Origin of the sequence: Mesorhizobium sp. M7D.F.Ca.US.004.01.2.1, assembly GCF_003997785.1 — a bacterium.
GTDB lineage: Bacteria > Pseudomonadota > Alphaproteobacteria > Rhizobiales > Rhizobiaceae > Mesorhizobium > Mesorhizobium loti.
In genome coordinates this window covers 1-18,600 of the sequence record NZ_RZRQ01000105.1, presented here as the reverse complement: position 1 = coordinate 18,600, position 18,600 = coordinate 1, and the positions used below count along the sequence as shown (strand labels likewise).

Annotated in this window: 23 protein-coding genes; 7 read left to right on the top strand and 16 right to left on the bottom strand. The window is 63.2% G+C overall.

The window, feature by feature from the left end:
- From EN993_RS16460 to ybgC, 6 genes are all read right to left on the bottom strand, one after another.
- The coding region (locus tag EN993_RS16460) for an OmpA family protein (protein WP_127264173.1) at positions 1-329 on the bottom strand (329 nt) is incomplete at its 3' end.
- Between the two features lie 249 nt (positions 330-578).
- The gene (gene tolB / locus EN993_RS16455) at positions 579-1,889 is read right to left on the bottom strand and encodes a Tol-Pal system beta propeller repeat protein TolB (RefSeq protein WP_109664778.1); all 1,311 of its coding nucleotides are present in this window, start codon (positions 1,887-1,889) and stop codon (positions 579-581) included.
- Between the two features lie 40 nt (positions 1,890-1,929).
- Positions 1,930-3,087: an energy transducer TonB gene (locus EN993_RS16450; RefSeq protein ID WP_126066723.1), complete on the bottom strand. Its 1,158-nt coding sequence runs from the start codon at positions 3,085-3,087 to the stop codon at positions 1,930-1,932.
- 8 nt (positions 3,088-3,095) lie between these two features.
- Positions 3,096-3,548 carry a protein TolR gene (gene tolR / locus EN993_RS16445; RefSeq protein WP_126066724.1) on the bottom strand — a complete coding sequence of 151 codons (453 nt, stop codon included), beginning with the start codon at positions 3,546-3,548 and terminating at the stop codon, positions 3,096-3,098.
- Positions 3,549-3,558: 10 nt separating this feature from the next.
- The gene (gene tolQ, locus EN993_RS16440; protein WP_023811854.1) at positions 3,559-4,269 is read right to left on the bottom strand and encodes a protein TolQ; all 711 of its coding nucleotides are present in this window, start codon (positions 4,267-4,269) and stop codon (positions 3,559-3,561) included.
- A gap of 397 nt (positions 4,270-4,666) precedes the next feature.
- Positions 4,667-5,137 (bottom strand): tol-pal system-associated acyl-CoA thioesterase, encoded by a 471-nt coding sequence (gene ybgC, locus EN993_RS16435; protein ID WP_126066725.1) that lies wholly within the window; start codon positions 5,135-5,137, stop codon positions 4,667-4,669.
- 56 nt (positions 5,138-5,193) lie between these two features.
- Between ybgC and EN993_RS16430 the strand changes: the two genes are divergently transcribed.
- Complete coding sequence (locus EN993_RS16430) at positions 5,194-6,444, top strand: cellulase family glycosylhydrolase (protein WP_127264171.1); 1,251 nt, start codon at positions 5,194-5,196, stop codon at positions 6,442-6,444.
- Between the two features lie 105 nt (positions 6,445-6,549).
- On the opposite strand, the gene ruvB is transcribed toward EN993_RS16430, so the two are convergent.
- From ruvB to EN993_RS16395, 7 genes are all read right to left on the bottom strand, one after another.
- Positions 6,550-7,587, bottom strand: a complete 1,038-nt coding sequence (gene ruvB / locus EN993_RS16425; protein WP_023811851.1) for a Holliday junction branch migration DNA helicase RuvB — start codon at positions 7,585-7,587, stop codon at positions 6,550-6,552.
- 43 nt (positions 7,588-7,630) lie between these two features.
- The gene (ruvA, locus tag EN993_RS16420) at positions 7,631-8,251 is read right to left on the bottom strand and encodes a Holliday junction branch migration protein RuvA (protein WP_027037190.1); all 621 of its coding nucleotides are present in this window, start codon (positions 8,249-8,251) and stop codon (positions 7,631-7,633) included.
- A 15-nt stretch (positions 8,252-8,266) separates the two neighbouring features.
- Positions 8,267-8,680 carry a type II toxin-antitoxin system VapC family toxin gene (locus EN993_RS16415; protein ID WP_127264169.1) on the bottom strand — a complete coding sequence of 138 codons (414 nt, stop codon included), beginning with the start codon at positions 8,678-8,680 and terminating at the stop codon, positions 8,267-8,269.
- Between the two features lie 2 nt (positions 8,681-8,682).
- Positions 8,683-8,934: an AbrB/MazE/SpoVT family DNA-binding domain-containing protein gene (locus EN993_RS16410; RefSeq protein WP_064995912.1), complete on the bottom strand. Its 252-nt coding sequence runs from the start codon at positions 8,932-8,934 to the stop codon at positions 8,683-8,685.
- Between the two features lie 61 nt (positions 8,935-8,995).
- Entirely contained in the window at positions 8,996-9,505 is a 510-nt protein-coding gene (ruvC, locus tag EN993_RS16405; RefSeq protein WP_127264167.1) for a crossover junction endodeoxyribonuclease RuvC, read from the bottom strand.
- 219 nt (positions 9,506-9,724) lie between these two features.
- Positions 9,725-10,258, bottom strand: a complete 534-nt coding sequence (locus EN993_RS16400; RefSeq protein WP_127264165.1) for a DUF1465 family protein — start codon at positions 10,256-10,258, stop codon at positions 9,725-9,727.
- Positions 10,259-10,653: 395 nt separating this feature from the next.
- Entirely contained in the window at positions 10,654-11,034 is a 381-nt protein-coding gene (locus EN993_RS16395; RefSeq protein WP_126066728.1) for a hypothetical protein, read from the bottom strand.
- Positions 11,035-11,353: 319 nt separating this feature from the next.
- On the opposite strand from EN993_RS16395, the gene EN993_RS16390 reads away from it, so the two are divergent.
- The gene (locus EN993_RS16390) at positions 11,354-11,905 is read left to right on the top strand and encodes a DUF2269 family protein (protein WP_109664749.1); all 552 of its coding nucleotides are present in this window, start codon (positions 11,354-11,356) and stop codon (positions 11,903-11,905) included.
- A 36-nt stretch (positions 11,906-11,941) separates the two neighbouring features.
- Here EN993_RS16390 and EN993_RS16385 read toward each other — a convergent pair whose 3' ends face one another.
- The 3 genes from EN993_RS16385 to EN993_RS16375 form a co-directional block, all read right to left on the bottom strand.
- On the bottom strand, positions 11,942-12,712 hold the full coding sequence (locus tag EN993_RS16385; RefSeq protein ID WP_013529133.1) for a sulfite exporter TauE/SafE family protein: 771 nt from the start codon (positions 12,710-12,712) through the stop codon (positions 11,942-11,944).
- Between the two features lie 117 nt (positions 12,713-12,829).
- Positions 12,830-13,558 (bottom strand): class I SAM-dependent methyltransferase, encoded by a 729-nt coding sequence (locus EN993_RS16380; RefSeq protein ID WP_109664746.1) that lies wholly within the window; start codon positions 13,556-13,558, stop codon positions 12,830-12,832.
- 102 nt (positions 13,559-13,660) lie between these two features.
- Positions 13,661-14,140, bottom strand: coding sequence for an Lrp/AsnC family transcriptional regulator (locus tag EN993_RS16375; protein ID WP_109664742.1), 480 nt, complete (start codon positions 14,138-14,140; stop codon positions 13,661-13,663).
- Positions 14,141-14,272: 132 nt separating this feature from the next.
- Here EN993_RS16375 and EN993_RS16370 point away from each other — a divergent pair, with 132 nt between their 5' ends.
- The 5 genes from EN993_RS16370 to EN993_RS16350 all read left to right on the top strand — a co-directional run bounded on the left by EN993_RS16370 (position 14,273) and on the right by EN993_RS16350 (position 18,597).
- The gene (locus EN993_RS16370; protein WP_109664739.1) at positions 14,273-15,178 is read left to right on the top strand and encodes a DMT family transporter; all 906 of its coding nucleotides are present in this window, start codon (positions 14,273-14,275) and stop codon (positions 15,176-15,178) included.
- 135 nt (positions 15,179-15,313) lie between these two features.
- Entirely contained in the window at positions 15,314-15,961 is a 648-nt protein-coding gene (locus EN993_RS16365) for a thiamine phosphate synthase (protein WP_127264163.1), read from the top strand.
- A 1-nt stretch (position 15,962) separates the two neighbouring features.
- Positions 15,963-17,003 (top strand): tetratricopeptide repeat protein, encoded by a 1,041-nt coding sequence (locus tag EN993_RS16360; protein WP_109664732.1) that lies wholly within the window; start codon positions 15,963-15,965, stop codon positions 17,001-17,003.
- Between the two features lie 141 nt (positions 17,004-17,144).
- Positions 17,145-17,711 carry an elongation factor P gene (efp, locus tag EN993_RS16355; RefSeq protein WP_013529127.1) on the top strand — a complete coding sequence of 189 codons (567 nt, stop codon included), beginning with the start codon at positions 17,145-17,147 and terminating at the stop codon, positions 17,709-17,711.
- A gap of 85 nt (positions 17,712-17,796) precedes the next feature.
- A complete protein-coding gene (locus EN993_RS16350; RefSeq protein WP_109664729.1) occupies positions 17,797-18,597 on the top strand; it encodes an inositol monophosphatase family protein in 801 nt (266 codons plus the stop codon).
- Positions 18,598-18,600: the final 3 nt, after the last annotated feature.

The following is an 18,600-nucleotide window of genomic DNA, read 5'->3' as shown; positions in this document are numbered from 1 at the left end:
GCCAGATTGTATTCACGTGTGCCGCGTTCGTCGGCATGGCCTTCGACGACGATGGCATACTGCTTGTACTGGTTCAGCCACTGCGCCTGGCGAGCCAGGGTCGTCTGCGCGTCGGCACGGATCGAGGTCGAGTCCGTATCGAAGAAGATTCGGTCGCCGATGTTGACGGTGAAGTCCTGCGCCGATCCGGGTGTTGCGGCACCCGCGCCATTGAGGCCGAGATCAGCCGCGTTGTTCGGCGTCTTCTTCGAGGCGCAACCCGCGATGGCGAGCATCGCCACCAGCGCGATCATGACCGGGTTTCTGGTAAGTGCTGCGATACGGCCCATGCCGCCTCTCCTTCGTATTTCGAGTGATCGTATTCGAGTGATTTCGTTGATCACCCAGTAACCACGTTTGGGTTAACCGGCATTCAAGAAACACGGTTAAAATTTGGTTTAGGCTGCCCGTCCGCAGCCGTTCGGCTATGGGCCACAGTTGGCGCGGACCCTAGGCGGAAATGCGGCCAAAACGCGACCAATGCATGGAAAAGGGGCCGAAACGGCCCCTTTTCAGTATGTGTTGCAATCCAGCCGAACCTATTCCAGCAGCGGCGACCAGGCCGGGTCCGAAGCGAAGTTCGCCGTCGGGATCGATTGCTCGTTACGCCCGGTAAGATCGACCGAAACCAGTTTGGGCCCACCGGCGGAATCGCGGAAGAACATCAGCACGCGGCCGTTCGGCGCCCAGGTCGGCCCCTCCTGCTGGAAGCCGGAGGACAGGATGCGCTCGCCCGAACCATCGGTCTTCATGACGCCGATCTGGAATTCGCCGCCAGTCTGCTTGGTGAAGGCGATGAGGTCGCCGCGCGGCGACCATACCGGCGTCGAATAGACGCCGTCGCCGAAGGAGATGCGGGTCTGGCCCGAGCCGTCGGCGCCCATGACGTAGATCTGCGCGCGGCCGCCACGGTCGGAGGTGAACACCACCTTGCTGCCGTCGGGCGAATAGGACGGCGAGGTGTCGATGGCGGTCGAGTTGGTCAGGCGCGTCGTTGAACGACTGCGCAGGTCCATGGCGAAGATGTTGGAATTGCCGTCGTCGCGCAGCAGGCTCATGATCACCTTCTGGCCGTCGGGCGAAAAGCGCGGCGCAAAAGTCATGCCGGGAAAATTGCCGACCAGTTCGCGCTGGCCGGTCTCGATCTGCAGCAGGTAGACCCGCGGCTGGCCACTCTCATAGGACATGTAGGTGATTTCCTGCCGGTTCGGCGAGAAACGCGGCGTCAGCACGATCGACCTGCCGTCCGAGAGATAGCGGACGTTGGCGCCGTCCTGGTCCATGATCGCGAGGCGCTTCTTGCGCGCGTTCTTGGCGCCGGATTCGTCGATGAAGACGACGCGGGTGTCGAAATAGCCTTTTTCGCCGGTCAGCCGCTCATAGATGGCGTCGGCGATGATGTGGGCGACACGCCGCTGATTGGCGTCGTTGGCGAAGAACTGTTCGCCGGACATCTGCTGGCCCGCAAAAGTATCCCACAACCGGTACTGGGCGCGGATACGGCCGTCGGCTTCCTTGCTGACGCTGCCGGTGACCAGCGCCTGCGCGTTGATCACCTTCCAGTCGTCGAAGCGCGGGGCGGCATCGGGGTTGGTGATCTTTTCAATGAAGGCGCTCTTGTCGATCGGCGCGAACAGGCCCGAACGCTTCAGGTCGGCGGTGACGATCTGCGAAATCTGCGCCCCAAGCGCGTCGCCGCCCTGGAAATCCGTGATGGCGATCGGCAGCGGCTCGACATTGCCCTTGTTGACGTTGAGCTCGACGAGCGCCAGCGCCGGCAACGTGCCAGCCGCGGTCATGCCCGTCGCCATTGCTGCGACCATCAGGAGCGGCTTGAGGATTGATTTCATGTCTTCTCGCTTCTCGCACTGATTTTCGGATGTCAGGGCCCTAGAGGCCCAGCATCTCCCTTGGATCGAAGGTGACGCGGACGTCGGCCCAGATGTCCTGTTTGCCGGCAGGAACCTGCAGGCCGGTGACATCGCATTTCTGCACCGCGCGAACGGCACTTTCGTCGAACTGGCGGTTTCCGCTCGACTTTTCGACCGCCGGGCGCCCGTCCAGCTTACCGGACGCATCCAGGTTGAACCGCACCACGACGACGAAATTCTCGGAACCTTCAAGGCCGACAGGAAGCGTCCAGCAGCCGCCAAGCTGGCTTTCCAGGGCGCCCATTTCGGATCTGGAAAGCTTCTGGCCCTGATCCTTGTCGCCGCCAAGCGACGCCTGCTGGGTCGAGCGCTTGGCGCCGCCGCCGGATGGCTTCTGCTTGTCGAGGAGAGCGGAGATCTCGGCGGCGTTGAATTGCTTGTCGTCGGACTTCGGCTTCGACGACGCTTCCTTGACCGGCTTGTCGGCATCCTTGCGGTCCGGCGCCTTGGCGCTTTCGGCCTGCGCCGGCTGCGGCTTCGGCCGCGCTTCCGGCGCGGGCGCCGAGTCGGGCAGCTGCGTCGCCTCAGCGGGCGGCTCCTGCGCTATCGCCTCGGCAACGGCGTCAGGCTTGACCTCGGGCGTCGGATTGATGGCGGCGGTCTTGTCCTGCGGCGGGGGAGTCGGCGCCGGCTTGGCCGGTGTCGGCTTGGGGTCTGCCTGCTTGACCGGCTCGGGCTTGACCTCTTCCTTGGGCGTCGGCGCCGGCGCCACTTCGGTTGCCGGAATAGGCTTCGGCTTCTCCTGCGGCTTCGGCACGTCCTCGGGCTTCGGCTTCTCGATCGGGGTCGGCGCGGGCGGCGGAGCCGAGGTCATGTCGACGGGCTTCGGCTTGGCTTCCGGCGTTATCGGCTTGTCGGTATCGGCGCTGTTCTCGCCGACCTTCTGCGCATCCGGAACAATGTCCGGGCGCTGCGTCGGCACAGGTGCCGGCTTTTCATGCATCACGGCCTTCTTGTCGCCCTGCAACGTCTGCGCAATGGCTTCCATCGGCACGATGTCGACCGCGACCGACTCGACGTCGGAGGACGGAAGCGCGGCCGGCGCCGTCAGCGTGAACAGGCCGAAGGTCAGCGCCGCCGCATGCAAGATCACCGATGTGGTGAGGCCGGTCTTCATCTTCTTGTCTACTGATCCTGTTCCTGCAGTGACATCAGGCCGAGATTCTTGTAGCCAGCGGCTTGGATGAGGGCCATCACCTTCATCGCGGTGCCGTAGTTGGTTAACTTGTCACCGCGGATGAAGATGCGCTCGTCATAGCCGGTCTTGGAAATCGCCTGCAGCTTGGCCACCAACTCCTCCTGCGGGATTTCGGTTTCCTGCAGGAAAATCTTGCCCGTAGCGTCGATCGTAACCATGATCGGCTGAGTATCAGCATTCATCGCCTTGGCCTTCGTCTCCGGCAGGTCGACCGGCACGCCGACCGTCAGCATCGGCGCCGCGACCATGAAGATGATCAGCAGCACCAGCATCACGTCGACCATCGGCGTGACGTTGATCTCGGACATCAGCGCATGGTGACGGCCGCGCCGCCTGTGGCCGCGCCCGCCGCGTCCTCCCATGCCCATGGACATACCCATCTGCTACTCCTCAGGCCTTGGGGGCCACTTTTTCATCGATTTGGCGCGAGAGTATGGCGGAGAACTCGTCGGAGAACCCTTCCATGCGCACCGCTATCTTGCTCGCGTCGGACGACAGCTTGTTGTAGGCGATGACGGCGGGAATGGCGGCGAGCAGGCCGATGGCCGTCGCCAGCAGCGCTTCGGCGATACCCGGCGCAACCACCGCGAGACTGGTGTTCTTGGAGCCGGCGATTGCCTGGAACGACGTCATGATGCCGATGACGGTGCCGAACAGGCCGATGAAGGGTGCGGCCGAGCCGGTGGTGGCGAGGAAGCCGAGGCGCCCTTCCAGCTTCTCCATCTCGCGGGTCAGCGCCAGGTCCATCGCCTTGTCGATGCGGGTTTGCAGGCCGAGCGGCGTTTTGGCGCCCTTCTCGAAGCTCTTCTTCCACTCGCGCATCGCAGCCACGAAAATGGCGCCCATGCCGGTGGTCTTGCGGTCGGCGAGCGTGCGGTAAAGCTCCTCCAGCGACTGCCCCGACCAGAACACCTGCTCGAACCGGTTGAGCGCCAGCCGCATGCGGGCGTAGGAAACCAGCTTGTCGACGATAATCGCCCAGGTCCAGACCGAGGCGCAGAGCAAGCCGATCATGACCAGCTTGACCACCCAGCTGGCCGAAACAAACAGCGACCAAACCGACAATTGCGCGCCCGGATCGGCGAGTGCGATATTTTCCATCGTTACGTCCTTAAGATTTTCCGGGCGAAGCTGGCGGCTGGCCCCTGGCATCCCTTGTGGTCGGTTCGCACGAAGCTACCGGAACAACCCCAAACTGTGCCGTTCTCGGCCTTTTCGGGGCAAATATTGGTGAAAGGAAGGCGCAGGATCGCGCCAATTTTCACCACTCTCTTCATGAACCGTTATGGTTAAGGATGGGTTAGTATATAAGGCGCGGCGCATTGCCGCGCCCAGTGGCAAGGCCATCAATTCAATGGCTGCGCCTAGGGTGTGCCGAGATTCAGGTCAGGCCAAGCCGAAAACGGTAGATTCCGAGAACCGGAGCGGAGCGTACTTTTCGTACGCGAGCACCGGAAGCGCAGGAAGCTGCTGTTTGCAGGCCGGCATCACCTGAATATCAGCGCACCCTCGGCATGAACGCCGCCACCCACTCCCTGGGAAAGCGCCTTGGGCGGCCATTCTCGCCGATGATCGCGGCCTCGACCTTGGCCTCGACCAGCACCTCGTCGCCGCGCTTGAGCTGCTGCGCCATGAAGATGCGCGCGCCGGAAATGTCCTCGGTGCGGGTGTCGACCGTCAGGATGTCGTCGATGCGGGCCGGGCCGCGAAAGTCGATCTCCATGCGACGCACCACCCAGACTATTCTTTCGCCATGCTTGCCGTCTGCAAGCTCGGTGTGGTGCACGCCGGTCAGCCGGAGATAGTCGGAGCGGCCGCGTTCGAAGAATTCGAGATAGCGCGCATGATAGACGACACCGGAGAAATCGGTGTCGGCGTAATAGACCCGCGCCATCAGCCGGTGGCCGAACGCCGTCAGCGCGCCGGAAAGCCCGGCCAGCAGCGTCGCCGATTCACCATGATCGCCCATTGCGCTTCCTTTTTCAGCCCCGCCGAGGCACCTGTTCTCGCGTGACATAGCATCGGATGGCACTGTTGACGGCGATGATCAAGACCTTGATGGCAGCGCTGCTCGGGCTCATGGCTCTGGCCGGGCCCAGCCAGGCGGCGAGCTTTTCAATGAAGCGCGGCCTCAACCTCGACCAATGGGTCACATGGCCCGACGAAGACCAGTGGGGCGACGCCAAAGCCATCCTGCCCTATCCGGAATGGCGGAAATTCCTCAGGGATGACGATCTCAAGGCTTTGAAGGACGCGGGCTTCGATTTCCTGCGCATGCCGGTCGACCCCTCGCCCTTCCTGTCCAGCCAGACCGTGGCGTTGCGCGACGATCTCTATGCCAGCGTGCTGGACTCCGTGCGCATGATCAACCGCGCCGGGCTGAAGGTGGTCGTCGACATGCACCTGATCCCGGCCGGCGGCAGCCGCAAGATCGGCATGGCGCAAGTGATGGAAGACCCGCGGACCTTCGACGCCTATGTCGACATGGTGCGCAGGATGGCCCGCACGCTGGCGAATGAAGATCCCGCCCAAGTCGCTTTCGAGCCGATGAACGAACCGATCGTCGATTGCGACAGCGACAGCACCAGCCTATGGCCGGACCGCCAGCGCAAACTGTTCGCCGCGGCGCGATCCTCGGCGACGAAATTGACCCTGGTGCTGACTGGCGCTTGCTACTCGGCCGCGAGCTCGCTGGAGAAGATCGACCCGAAGACGATCCCGGACGACAACGTCATCTGGACCTTCCACTCCTACGACCCGTTCCTGCTTACCCATCAGGGCGCGACCTGGGCCGGCGACTTCATCCCCTATGTGACCGGCCTGCCCTATCCGCTGACCGCGGTGCCGCGGGCACAGCTCGACGCGACGCTCGACACCATTCGCGCCAGGATCAAGGCCGAGGCGCCCTGGACGCGGCAAAGCGGCCTGCTTGCCTATCTCGACGAACAGGTCGCCAGCATGGACAGTCCCGACAAGCTGCTCGGCCTGATGGATGCGCCGTTCAAGAAGGTCGAGGCCTGGGCGAAGGCCAACGGCGTCAAGCCGGAAAACATCACGCTGGGCGAGTTCGGCATGATCCGCCAGGAATATGGCAACGCCTATGTGATGCCCGCCGAGTATCGGGCCGCCTATGTCAGGGACATGATCTCGTGCGCCGAAGCACATGGCTTCTCGTGGTCGGTGTGGAGCTATGGCGGCGCCTTCGGCATCGTCGATGCCTTCAACGGCGACAAGGCCGAGCCGGACGTGCTGGACGCGATCAACGGGCTGCGTTGACCGTTCAGGCAAGATCGATCGAGAAGACTCCGGGAGCATTCCAAACGCACCTGCGCAATGCTGAAGCCAAGCCCGCCTGAGACAACGTAGCGGCGCTCTGGAAAATTACTCCTCCTGGAACAGGTTGATCTGCTGCTGCGCCAGATCCTTCGGCGCGTCGAGGCCGAGATGGCGCCAGGCATTGGCCGTCAGCATGCGGCCGCGCGGCGTGCGTTGGATAAAACCCTGCTGGATCAGATAGGGCTCGATGATGTCCTCGATGGCGTCGCGCGGCTCCGACAGGCCGGCGGCGATCGTCTCGATGCCGACCGGGCCGCCGCCGAAATTGCGGGCGATCATGCTGAGATAGCGGCGGTCGAGCGCGTCGAGGCCGAGCGCATCGACCTCCAGCCGGGTCAACGCCTCGTCGGCGATCTTGCGGTCGACATGGCCGTCGCCGGCGACCGAGGCGAAATCGCGCACGCGGCGCAGCAGCCGGCCGGCGATGCGTGGCGTGCCGCGCGCGCGGCGCGCGATCTCCAGTGCGCCATCGTCGCCGAGCGGCATTTGCAGAATGCGCGCACCGCGCCGCACGATCTGCTCCAGCTCCTCGACCGTGTAGAAATTGAGCCGCACCGGAATGCCGAAGCGATCGCGCAGCGGGTTGGTGAGCAGGCCAAGCCGCGTTGTTGCGGCGACCAGGGTGAAACGGGCAAGGTCGATCTTGACCGAGCGTGCGGCCGGTCCCTCGCCGATGATCAGGTCGAGCTGGAAATCCTCCATCGCCGGATAGAGGATTTCCTCCACCGCCGGGCTCAGCCGGTGGATCTCGTCGATGAACAGCACGTCACCTTCCTCGAGATTGGTGAGAAGTGCGGCAAGATCGCCGGCCTTGGCGATCACCGGACCAGAGGTCGAGCGGAAATTGACGCCGAGCTCGCGCGCCATGATCTGCGCCAGCGTCGTCTTGCCGAGGCCCGGCGGCCCGACGAACAGCACGTGGTCGAGCGCCTCGTTGCGGCCCTTGGCGGCCTCGATGAACACTTTGAGATTGGCCCGCACCGCCGCCTGGCCGACGAAATCGTCGAGCGTCTGCGGCCGCAAGGTCTGCTCGGCATCCTCGCCGCGTTTTTCCGGCGCAATCAGGCGGGGCGACAGGCTCATGCCGCCTTCCTTGCACACGGCAAGGGGCTGGACAAGTGGCGGTTCACCGCGCCAGTTCCTTCAGTCCAAAGCGGATCAGCTTCGGCGCATCGGCATCCTCGCCCGCCGTCTTCAGCGCGGCCGCCACAGCATTGGCGGCCGTGTCGCGCGAATAGCCGAGATTGACCAGCGCCGAGACCGCATCGGTGATTGGCGCGGATGCGACGCCGTCGCCGAGCTCCTGCTTCAGGCCGATGGTCCCCGAGGCAGTGCCGGCATAGGCCGGCGCCTTGTTCTTCAATTCGGTGACGATGCGCTCGGCCACCTTCTTGCCGACGCCGGGTGCGCGCGAAACCATGGCGATGTCGCGCAGCGCAATGGCATTGGCGAGATCGGCCGGCGCAAGCGTCGACAGGATGGCCAGCGCCACCTTGGCGCCGACGCCCGGCACATTGTTCATCAGCAACCGGAACCACTCGCGCTCCAGCTGCGACTGGAAGCCGTAGAGCCGCAGCATATCCTCGCGCACATAGGTCTCGATGAACAGCACCACCGCTTCGCCGGGCGAAGGCAGCGCGGCCAGCGTGCGCGCCGAGCAATAGGCGACGTAGCCGACGCCATGGATGTCGACGAGGCAATGATCCTCGTCGACCTCGTCGAGCGTGCCCTTGAGCTTGCCGATCATTGGACGCAGCCCCCGTTAGGGATGAGTATCGGGCGCAATGAGCTCGACATCTGGAAAGTACTTTCTGAAACCTGCGGGATCGCGAGTAAGAATGGGATAACCTCGGATGGCAGCATGAGCCCCAATCAGGAAGTCGGGCATCACCTTCTCTCGGGGTCCGCCCAACCGCCGATAAACCGAGAACGCTCTCGACGCCGCAAAAGCCGCTTCGAACGGGAGACTTTCGCGCCGGAACTCATCTTCAGGCAAGGCATCATCGACATCGTCTATCGCCTCATAGCGCATCGAAAACTCGGCGTAGATGATCTGATTGATGACCAGGCTGCCTTGCTCGAGGGCGGACACCATTTTGGACCACGACCACTTTGACCAGACGGGATCGCGAACGGCGACATCGATAAGTACATTGGTGTCGACAAGCGTCGCCAAGATCAGCGATCCCGGGTCAAAGCCATGACGGCATCGGCATTCATTGTCTGATCGCCGCTGCCCTCAAGCCGATCGAGCGCAGCAAGAAAACGATCCAGTCTTTCGCGGTCGGCCAACCGCCTCTTGTCATGCTTCGGCGTGATCGTGATCTTGCCGCCCTCAATGCCGAAGATGACTTCGCTGTTGGCGCCAATCCCAAATGTCTCCCGCAAATCCCGTGGGATTGTCACTTGGCCTTTGCTCGTCACACGCATGAAACGTACCTTTCTTACAAGTAAGGAATATTCCAACTGCGTGAACAAGTCAAGAACATCCCTAGCCGGCAAGCGCCATCCGATAGACCACGCTCTGCCGGTGATGCGCGTGGCAAATGGCGATGGCCAGCGCGTCGGCGGCATGTTCTGTGTCGAAAGTCGCTTTCGGCAACAGCACCTTGACCATCATGTGGATCTGCTTCTTGTCGCCATGGCCAACGCCGATCACCGCCTTCTTGACGGCGTTGGGCGCATATTCGGCAACGACGAGGCCCGCACGCGCCGGCACCAGCATGGCGATGCCACGCGCCTGGCCGAGCTTCAACGTCGCCACGGCGTCCTTGTTGACGAAGGTCTGTTCGACGGCCGCCTCGTGCGGCATGGTGCTGTGCAGGATCTCGGCCAGCCCGTCATGCAATTGGCACAGCCGCGTTGCCAGAGCCGCCTTGTCGTCGGACTTCACCGTGCCTGAGGCAATGAAGCGCAGCGAGTTGCCGAGGCTTTCGACGATGCCCCAGCCGGTGCGCCGAAGCCCCGGATCGATACCGATGATACGAATCGCTTCCGCCATTTGCCGACTTTACCTCCGGCGTACAGCGATGCCAGCGAAATGTGAACAAACCGGAAACGAAACAGCGACTGGCTCGAGAGACTGTTTCGAAATTCGCTCTGGTGAGTCATATGGTGGTGGTTTCGAGAACCGTAGCGCAGCGGACATTTGGTCCGTGAGCAACGGAAGCGCAGAAAACGCCATCAGATGGCCGACAGAGTAGAATTTCCAAACAGGCTCTTAGCCCCGGGCGAAAGCCGTGTTCAGCAGGCTGATCTGGTCGGAAACCGGATTGAGGCGGCGAGCCATCGGTTGCATGTCGACCACGGCGCCGGGGCCATAGATCTCCTCGTCCATGCGGCGAACCAGTGCCTGCAGGCGCAGCGAGCGGGTGACGAGGTCGAGGAAATCCTCGGGCAGTTCGGCCCAGCCGGCGGCTTCGTCATGGGCAGAAGCGGTGTCGAGACGCACCTTGGACTTCTCCGACGCGACTTGGTCGCGGGTCATCTCGCCGGAGTTGGCGGCGCGCTGCAAAAGCAGCCAGGAGGCAACCTGCATCAGCCTGGTGGTCAGTCGCATCGATTCGGCGGCATAGAGCGTGGCCGCCAGCCTGGACAGTTTCTTCGCCTCGGCCCGGCCCTTGCCGTCGAGATACTCCGCCGCCTGTTCGACCAGGCCCATACCTTCCTGGTAAAGCGGCTTGAAGGATTGCGAGAAAACCCGGCGCTCCGCCAGCTTGACGGTTTTCGCACTGCCCTTCGAAGGCTCGTTCATTGATACGCCCCTGCACTTGCAACCGGCTGATTCGGCTCCCTGCCGTACACCCGGAACCCTATCTGACTGAAGCTTGAAAATGCGCTTCGTCACCGGTGAAGGCAAGCACATGTTTAACAGAAGGTTAACGGCGAGCCGATGTCGGGCGGCGCCTCTGAAAATCGGATAAAAGGGGAAATGCGGACAAAAAAAGAGCCGCGGATAAGGCGGCTCTCAGGAGTTTAACAGGGAGGCGTCAAACAAAGTGGCTCCAACCACTCGGTAAGAATCCAGATCACTGGATGAACATAGTAAACACCTGTAAAGCTTAATGAAGCCTTAACCGCGCGGATGTTTTTGACCGAACGCCGCCATCCTGTGCCGTAACAGTACAGCCTCACTGCCTCTGGTTCAGCTCAGGCCGTCTTCCAGACCGCAGGCAAAGCGATGAAGGCAAATAGCAGCATGCCCGCATAGAACCCGATCGAGGAAATCCCGAGCAGCGGTTCTATCCCCGGATTGCCGGCGAGCAGAATGTAAAGGCCGATCATGAGCCCGATACCGCTGATGGCAGTCAGCCAGAAATGAACTTTGGCCAGGGCCTTTTGCCCGACAGCCGGAAACAGATGGTAGAAAAAGGCGAAGACCGCCGACATCAGCCATCCGGCCACCATCGTGTGGGCGTGGGTTGGCATCTGGCCATGGTCATCGCTGATCGCCATGTGGATGCCGAGCGCCATGCCGCACAACGCATAGATGATGGCCAGCGTGAAGAAATTCCGTGCTACCCCTTGCATAATGTCCCCTCGAATTGCCTTTTCCCGTTTCTCGGGAATGGGTTGATCGTCAGGCGACTGTTGTCGCCACCGGGCTCCCGGCGTTAGCGCACTAGCATCGGCGATGTTTCCGGACGATGTCGCGCCAACCCCTCCCGACGATTCGTATATTAGCAGGAAATCAGATAGCGCGTTCACGATCTCAGCCGCTTCTTCATTGCGCTGAAACAGAGCCGGATTTTTCGTGACATCGTTCCGAAACAGGCGCCGCGCTAAACGCCCGCTCCTCTGACGGCGGCCAATCCGCGCCGCCGCAAACCTGACACTGCAGGAGCAACCCATGGACTGGTACTCGATCGTCAAATTTCTTCACGTCGCCACTGCCATTCTGTGGGTCGGCGGCGGCTTCGTGCTGTTCCTTCTCGGCATGCTTGCCGAACGGGCGGGCAACATCGAGGAAAAACTGCAGGCGATGCGCGCCAGTGGTCAGCTGGGCGGCAGGTTCTTTGCGCCGATGTCGATGCTGACGCTGATCTTCGGTCTCATCATGTGCTGGTTCTGGGTCGGCTTCTCCGATCTGTGGATCCTGATCGGCCTGGCCGGCTACGCCACGACGTTTTCGATCGGCATGCTCATCTTCAAGCCGACCGGAGAGCGCATGGGCGCGATGATCGCCGAGGAAGGCGTCACACCAGCTGTTCTAGCCATCGGTGAGCGCATGATGAGCGCGGCACGCTTCGACTATGCGGTGATGCTGGTGATCATTGCCGACATGGTGCTCAAGCCGACCGCGCATGACATCGGCATCCTCGCCGGCATGGTGCTGGTCGTCTTGGTGGGCGCCACACTTGCCTTTGGCGGCAACCGTCGCCTGGTGCCGAGCGCCGCCTGACCCCTGGCGGTGAGGGGCGGTTGCGCGGCGGCCTTTCTACATCAGGCCGACGATACCATCCCACAGCAGCTTCAGCGCCACGACCGCGACGGTTGCGTATGTGAAGGGATAGAAGGTCTCCGGGCGCATCCGGCGCACCAGCCACGCCCCGGCGATGGTCGACAGCGGCGCCAGCGGCATCAGCACGGCCGACGCCGTCAGATTGGCGGTGTCGAACTGGCCGAGCGCGAAATAGGGCACCAGCTTCAGCGCATTGGTGGCGGCAAAGAAGATCGCGGCGGTGCCCGACAGAACCTTCGGATCGAGCCGGATCGGCAAGGCATAGACCTGGAAGGGCGGCCCGCCGACATGGGCGACGAAGCTGGTGAAGCCGGCGACCGTGCCCCAGACGGCGGCGGCCACGCGGTTGGGCGCGGCCGCGTGATCGGCGCCGTGGCGGAACTGCAGATAGAGCCAGCGCAGGACGAAAATGATCGCGACGGCGCCGACGATGAGCCGCACCGCCTCTTCGGTTACCAGTGCCGCCGTCAGCCAGCCGAGACCGATGCCGATGACGGCGCCCGGCATCATGTCGACCAGCATCTTGCGGTCGTAAACACCCCACCATGTCCACACCGAGACGATGTCCATCAGGCACAGGATCGGCAACAGGATGGCCGCCGCCTGCACCGGCGGCATGGTCAGCGCCATCAGCGGCACGCCGACGAAGCCGACAGCGCCGCCGAACCCGCCCTTGGACAGGCCGACCAGAATGACCGCCGGAATGGCAGCCGCGTAGAACCACGGATCGAGAAGCAGGCCTGACATGGGAGGGGACTGGTCCGGAGGGAAAGCGTGTCGACGCTTGAATAACCCAGAAAGCCGGGCGGAGCGACAGCAAATGTGAGCGTGGCGGCCGCGCATCCGGCCGACGCCGACCAGTGCCTATCGGCGGGCCGAGACCAGCAGGAACATCGGCCGCTCGAGCTCTTCCGCCAGTTCCGGCTTGGCCGCGATCTGCTCGGCAGTCGGGCAGAATTCCTCGACATGGTCGATGGTGAAGCCGGCTTGGATCAGAGCGTTGAGCGTGGTGCCGATCGTGCGGTGATGTTTCACCACGCCCTTGGCCAGCCAGTCGGTGCTGCGCGGCCCCTCAACCAGATACTGGTCGACGGGCCATGTCTTTCTTCCCGCGACGTCGATCGACCAGCCGGGTTTGGTCGGCGCCATGAAGATCGGATGCTCGGTCGAGAAGACGAAATGCCCGCCGGGCGACAGGGCCTGATGCGCGGTCCCGAACAGGCGCATCACGTCCTCGACATAGTGCAAGGCGAGCGAGCTGTAGACGAGATCGAAGCTGGCTTGCGGCAAGCTGAGCTGGTCGAGATCGGCTGTCTCATAGCTTATGCCCGCATCCGGGCCGGCGGCCCTCGCCCGGGCAAGCATCTTCTCTGACAGATCCAGGCCAAGCACCCGCGCCGCCCCATGCTCGTGGGCCCAGCGGCAGAACCAGCCGAAACCGCAGCCGAGATCGACGACCCTCAAGCCGCTGACATCGGGCAGCATCGCGTGCAGCGCCGGCCACTCGGCGGCACCATCCAGGCCTTCCACGGAGCGGCCGAGCTGACTGTAGCCTGCGAAGAAATCCTCGCGGTCGTATATGTTCTGCGCCATTATCGTCTCAGCCTCGTTTGGGCCGACACCCTAACCAACCGGCCGCCGGCTTTCCACCCGCTGCGACCAGCCCTCTGAAAACCAGGGCGTGGCCGGTTCGGCTCAGATTGCCTGCAAGGCTTTTGCCCTGTCACGAGGCGATGCTGCATCGAGCGGCGGCGGCCGGCGGCGGATCGGCTGCGCCTTGATGATGGCGGTGCTTGTCTCGGCCTTGTCGGCGATACGGTCGAGAATCCCGTCGAGGTCGCCGATCGAACGCACGAACAGGCGGGCGACGAAGCAGTCATCGCCCGTCACCTTGTCGCATTCGCCGAATTCGGGGATGTCCTCGATCAGCTTCTGGACGATGTGCAGCTTGCCGGGCAGAGGCCGGATGCGCACGATGGCCTGCAAGGTATAACCAAGCGCCAGCGGGTCGATGTCGACAGTGAACGCCCGGATGACGCCGCGCTCCTCGAGCCGTCGCAGCCGCTCCGAAACGCTTGGCGACGACAGCCCGACTTGGGCGGCCAGATCCTTCAGCGAGGTCCGTGCATCCTTGACCAGAATTTCGAGGAGATTTCGGTCGAGATCGTCCAGCATTTTACATTTCCTGCTGATTTGGAGCCGTCGCCTAATATAATTAGGCCATTTACTCATACCTCCTTCCTCATCCGATGGAAAGCCGCGTAGCCGCATGAGATTATAGCGGTCGAACGGATACGGAGGTTTGTTGTGAACGAAACAGTGCGTGGCACGGTCGAAATGTCCGCCGCAATGTTGATCCTGGGAACGATCGGATGGTTCGTCGTCCTGTCCGGCCAGCCGATCATGGATGTGGTGTTCTGGCGTTGCGCTTTCGGCGCGCTGACGCTGCTCATCATCTGCGCCGCCCTCGGGTTGCTGCGCAACAGACTGTCGCTGCGCATCATCGGCATCGCCGCGCTCGGCGGCGTCGCCATCGTCGTCAACTGGCTTTTGCTGTTTAGCGCATTCTCGCGCGCGTCAATCTCGATCGCCACCGCTGTCTACAACACGCAACCCTTCATGCTGGTCGGCTTCGGCGCGCTCTTCTTCGCCGAGCGGCTGACCCTGACAAAGCTGACCTGGCTGGCCATCGCCTTCGCCGGCATGGTGCTGATCGTGCAGTCGGGCCCCGATGCCGGTGATGTCGGCACGGATTATTTTACCGGAATCGTCATGGCGTTGGGCGCGGCTTTCTTCTGGGCCGTCGCCGCCATCGTCACCAAGAAGCTCAAGGGCACGCCGCCCCACCTCATCGCGCTGATCCAGGTCTGCGTCGGCGTCGTCATGCTGGCGCCCTTCGCCAATCTTACCCATCTGCCCACCGATCCATGGAGCTGGGCCATGCTGGCGACGCTCGGCATCGTCCACACCGGCCTGATGTACATCCTGATGTACGGGGCCATCCAGAAGCTGCCGACACATCTGCAGGGATCGCTGTCCTTCATCTATCCCGTCGTCGCCATTCTGGTCGATGTCTTGGCCTTCGGCCATCGGCTGCATCTGAGCCAGATCGTCGGCGCCACCGCCATCCTGATCGCCGCAGCCGGCATGAATCTCGGCTGGACGCTGTGGAAGTCGAAACCATCAGTCGCGAGCCCGCACCCGATCAAGTGAAGCGGCCCCGCCGGCTGCCCGGCGGGTCAAACATCGCGATCCCGGCTGCCCGCCTGTTCAAGGCGGGCACTTTGCTCTATGCCGCAATCCAACCATCTTCGCCCGGCATAGGCGAAACGCGGGACCCGAAGAACCATGAATGACGCAACGCCCCCCAACCGCTGTCGCATCGTACTGATCGCGCCGCCAGGCGTGCCGGCGGCCCGTATCACCGCGGCATTCGAAGGCGGCGATGTCGCTTCGCTGATCCTGCCCGAGAACGGCATGGATGAGGCCTCCTTCCAGGCTTTCGCCGAACAGATCGTGCCGGCAGCGCAGGCCGCGGGCGTGGCTGTCATCATCGCCGGCGACACCCGCATAGCCGGCCGCGTCCAGGCCGACGGCATCCATGTCGAAGTCTCCAAGGCTGAACTCGCCGAGACGATCGAGCATTTCCAGGCAAAGATGATGGTCGGCACCGGCGGCGCCAAGACGCGTGATGACGCGCTCGAGCTTGGCGAGACACGGCCCGACTACATCTTCTTTGGCCGCTTCGGCTACGACAACAAGCCCGAACCGCATCCGCGCAACCTGTCGCTCGGCAGATGGTGGGCCGACATGATCCAGATCCCGTGCATCGTCATGGCCGGATCCGACATCGCCTCGGTGGAAGCAGTGGGCGCCACAGGTGCTGAATTCGTGGCGCTGTCGAGCGCCGTGTTTGCCGACGGCACCAATCCCAAGACAGCGGTCGCCACCGCCAACGCGCTGCTCGACGAGACCGCGCCGCGCTTCGAGGACTGACGTGCTCTCGGCGAGGCTTCCCCTCCAGGCTCTGCTTGCGGTGCTCATGGTTCAGGCGGCGGCCGCGGAGACCATCCCGCTGCCGCAGCCCAAGCCGGAACTCGGCGTCCACACCGACAAGCCGATCGACAAGCCGCTGCCGCAACCCGCCACCACAGCCGAGCCCGCGCCGCTGCCGTCGGCCGACACCATCAACCCCGACCGCTTCGGCGCCAAGCCGGCGGACGCCGCCTATGGCGCCTTCCAGCGCGGTCTCTACAAGACGGCCTACAATCTCGCGCTAGTCCGGGCGCAAAACGGCGACCCGGCGGCGCAGACGCTGGTGGCCGAGATTCTGTCGCGCGGGCTCGGTGTGCCGCTCAATTCGGCGGAAGCGGCGAAATGGTATGCGCTGGCCGCCGAACAGGGCGTGCCGGAATCACAATTCCAGTATGCGCTGATGCTGCTCGACGGCCGCTACGTCAAGAAGGACGAAAAAGGGGCCTATGCGTTGATGCAGGCCGCCGCCGAAGCCGGCAACCGGCTGGCGCAGTTCAATTTCGCGCAGATGCTGGTCGAGCAGGACCCCGGCGACGCCGGCATAGCCAAGGCGGTTTCCTATTATGAGCGCGCCGCCGCGACCGGCCTCGCCGACGCGCAATATGCGATGTCGCAGATCTACGCCAATGGCGTCGGCGGCAAGCCGCGTGACGATGTGCAGGCAAGGCGCCTGCTGGCGCAGGCAGCAAGGCAGAATTACGACACCGCACAGATCGATCTCGCCGCCTGGATGATCGAAGGCCGTGGCGGTGCGCGCGACCTGAAATCCGCCTTCGGCTGGATGAAGCAGGCGGCGGAGGGCGGCAATGTCGCCGCCCAGAACCGCCTCGCAAAACTCTATATGCAGGGCATCGGCACCGATCCGGATCTGGTCCTCGCCGGCGCCTGGTACATCGTCGCCCGCCGCGCCGGCCTCATCGATCCGCAGATGGACGACTTCCTGCAGGGGCTGAGCGACGACGAAACCAAGCAGGCCCTGCAGAAGGCAAACCGCCTGCCGTAACGGCCTCTCCGGCTCAGCGCCAACTTGGCGCTCCCTTGCCTCTTCTGACGATTTGTGGTCTTGGGAGCCCGAAATCGCTTTACCAGCGAACACCCCGTACCAACGGCCAGACCGTTGGTATCCATTCCGGATCACCTCATCATGGCCAAGATCAATGGCAACGAAATCCGTCCCGGCTATGTCATCGAGCATGATGGCGGCCTTTGGGTGGCGGTCAGGACCAACACCGTCAAGCCCGGCAAGGGCGGCGCCTACAATCAGGTCGAACTGAAGAACCTCATCAACGGCACCAAGCTCAACGAGCGCTTCCGCTCGGCCGAGACGGTCGAACAGATCCGGCTCGACCTGAAGGACTTTTCCTTCCTCTATGCGCAGGAAGACGCGCTGGTGTTCATGGACACCCAGAGCTACGAGCAGCTCGAATTGAACAAGGACTTCGTCGGCGATCGTGCTGCGTTCCTGCAGGACGGCATGATGGTGACGGTCCAGCTCTACGAAGAGAGGCCGATCGGCATTTCACTGCCCGACTATGTGACGCTGACCATCACCGAGGCGGACCCGGTGGTGAAGGGCCAGACGGCAGCCTCGTCCTACAAGCCGGCGATCCTGGAAAACGGCATCCGCGTGCTGGTGCCGCCATTCATCGGCGCCGGCGAGCGCATCATCGTCGACACCAACGAAATCACTTACGTGCGCCGCGCCGACTGATGCATGTCGCCCAAAAGTGGCCCCGGTTTTGGGTCACCGACATGCATCAAGCCAGAGCTTAAGTGCAGCACCAGGAAGAACCACTATGGCACGCTCAGCCCTCCTCAACGTCATGGTCCAGGCCGCAATGAAAGCCGGCCGCTCGCTGTCGCGCGACTTCGGCGAGGTGCAGAACCTGCAGGTCTCGATGAAGGGCCCAGGCGACTATGTCAGCCAGGCCGACCGCAAGGCCGAGGACATCGTCTTTGCCGAGCTGTCCAAGGCACGGCCGGGCTACGCCTTCCTGATGGAAGAGCGCGGCGCGGTCGAAGGTGACGACGGCCAGCATCGCTGGATCGTCGACCCGCTCGACGGCACCACCAATTTCCTGCACGGCATCCCGCTCTTTGCCGTTTCGATCGCGCTGGAACGCCAGGGGCAGATCGTTGCCGGCGTCATCTACAATCCGGCGATGGACGAGCTCTACACCTGCGAACGCGGCGGCGGCGCCTTCATGAACGACCGCCGCTTGCGCGTCGCCGGCCGCATCAAGCTGGTCGACACGGTGATCGGCTGCGGCATGCCGCATCTCGGACGCGGCCACCACGGCAATTTCCTCGTCGAGCTGCGCAATGTCATGGCCGAGGTTTCCGGCGTCCGCCGCCTCGGCTCCGCCTCGCTCGATCTCGCCTATGTCGCCGCCGGCCGCATGGATGGCTTCTGGGAAACCGGCCTGTCGGCCTGGGACATCGCCGCCGGGCTGCTTTTGATCCGCGAAGCGGGCGGCTTCGTCTCCGACATGGATGGCGGCCAGGACATGCTCGACAACGGCTCGGTTGTCGCCGGCAACGAGGTCATTCAACGCGCGTTGCTGAAGGCCGTAAAGAAGCCGCTCCCCTCTCGTTGACAG

Excerpts from the sequence above, each read along its gene's own strand:
- tolB (WP_109664778.1), bottom strand. The coding sequence starts at position 1,889 with ATGAAATCAATCCTCAAGCCGCTCCTGATGGTCGCAGCAATGGCGACG.
- EN993_RS16450 (WP_126066723.1), bottom strand. The coding sequence starts at position 3,087 with ATGAAGACCGGCCTCACCACATCGGTGATCTTGCATGCGGCGGCGCTG.
- tolR (WP_126066724.1), bottom strand. The coding sequence starts at position 3,548 with ATGGGTATGTCCATGGGCATGGGAGGACGCGGCGGGCGCGGCCACAGG.
- tolQ (WP_023811854.1), bottom strand. The coding sequence starts at position 4,269 with ATGGAAAATATCGCACTCGCCGATCCGGGCGCGCAATTGTCGGTTTGG.
- ybgC (WP_126066725.1), bottom strand. The coding sequence starts at position 5,137 with ATGGGCGATCATGGTGAATCGGCGACGCTGCTGGCCGGGCTTTCCGGC.
- EN993_RS16430 (WP_127264171.1), top strand. The coding sequence starts at position 5,194 with ATGGCACTGTTGACGGCGATGATCAAGACCTTGATGGCAGCGCTGCTC.
- ruvB (WP_023811851.1), bottom strand. The coding sequence starts at position 7,587 with ATGAGCCTGTCGCCCCGCCTGATTGCGCCGGAAAAACGCGGCGAGGAT.
- ruvA (WP_027037190.1), bottom strand. The coding sequence starts at position 8,251 with ATGATCGGCAAGCTCAAGGGCACGCTCGACGAGGTCGACGAGGATCAT.
- EN993_RS16410 (WP_064995912.1), bottom strand. The coding sequence starts at position 8,934 with ATGCGTGTGACGAGCAAAGGCCAAGTGACAATCCCACGGGATTTGCGG.
- ruvC (WP_127264167.1), bottom strand. The coding sequence starts at position 9,505 with ATGGCGGAAGCGATTCGTATCATCGGTATCGATCCGGGGCTTCGGCGC.
- EN993_RS16400 (WP_127264165.1), bottom strand. The coding sequence starts at position 10,258 with ATGAACGAGCCTTCGAAGGGCAGTGCGAAAACCGTCAAGCTGGCGGAG.
- EN993_RS16395 (WP_126066728.1), bottom strand. The coding sequence starts at position 11,034 with ATGCAAGGGGTAGCACGGAATTTCTTCACGCTGGCCATCATCTATGCG.
- EN993_RS16390 (WP_109664749.1), top strand. The coding sequence starts at position 11,354 with ATGGACTGGTACTCGATCGTCAAATTTCTTCACGTCGCCACTGCCATT.
- EN993_RS16385 (WP_013529133.1), bottom strand. The coding sequence starts at position 12,712 with ATGTCAGGCCTGCTTCTCGATCCGTGGTTCTACGCGGCTGCCATTCCG.
- EN993_RS16380 (WP_109664746.1), bottom strand. The coding sequence starts at position 13,558 with ATGGCGCAGAACATATACGACCGCGAGGATTTCTTCGCAGGCTACAGT.
- EN993_RS16375 (WP_109664742.1), bottom strand. The coding sequence starts at position 14,140 with ATGCTGGACGATCTCGACCGAAATCTCCTCGAAATTCTGGTCAAGGAT.
- EN993_RS16365 (WP_127264163.1), top strand. The coding sequence starts at position 15,314 with ATGAATGACGCAACGCCCCCCAACCGCTGTCGCATCGTACTGATCGCG.
- efp (WP_013529127.1), top strand. The coding sequence starts at position 17,145 with ATGGCCAAGATCAATGGCAACGAAATCCGTCCCGGCTATGTCATCGAG.
- EN993_RS16350 (WP_109664729.1), top strand. The coding sequence starts at position 17,797 with ATGGCACGCTCAGCCCTCCTCAACGTCATGGTCCAGGCCGCAATGAAA.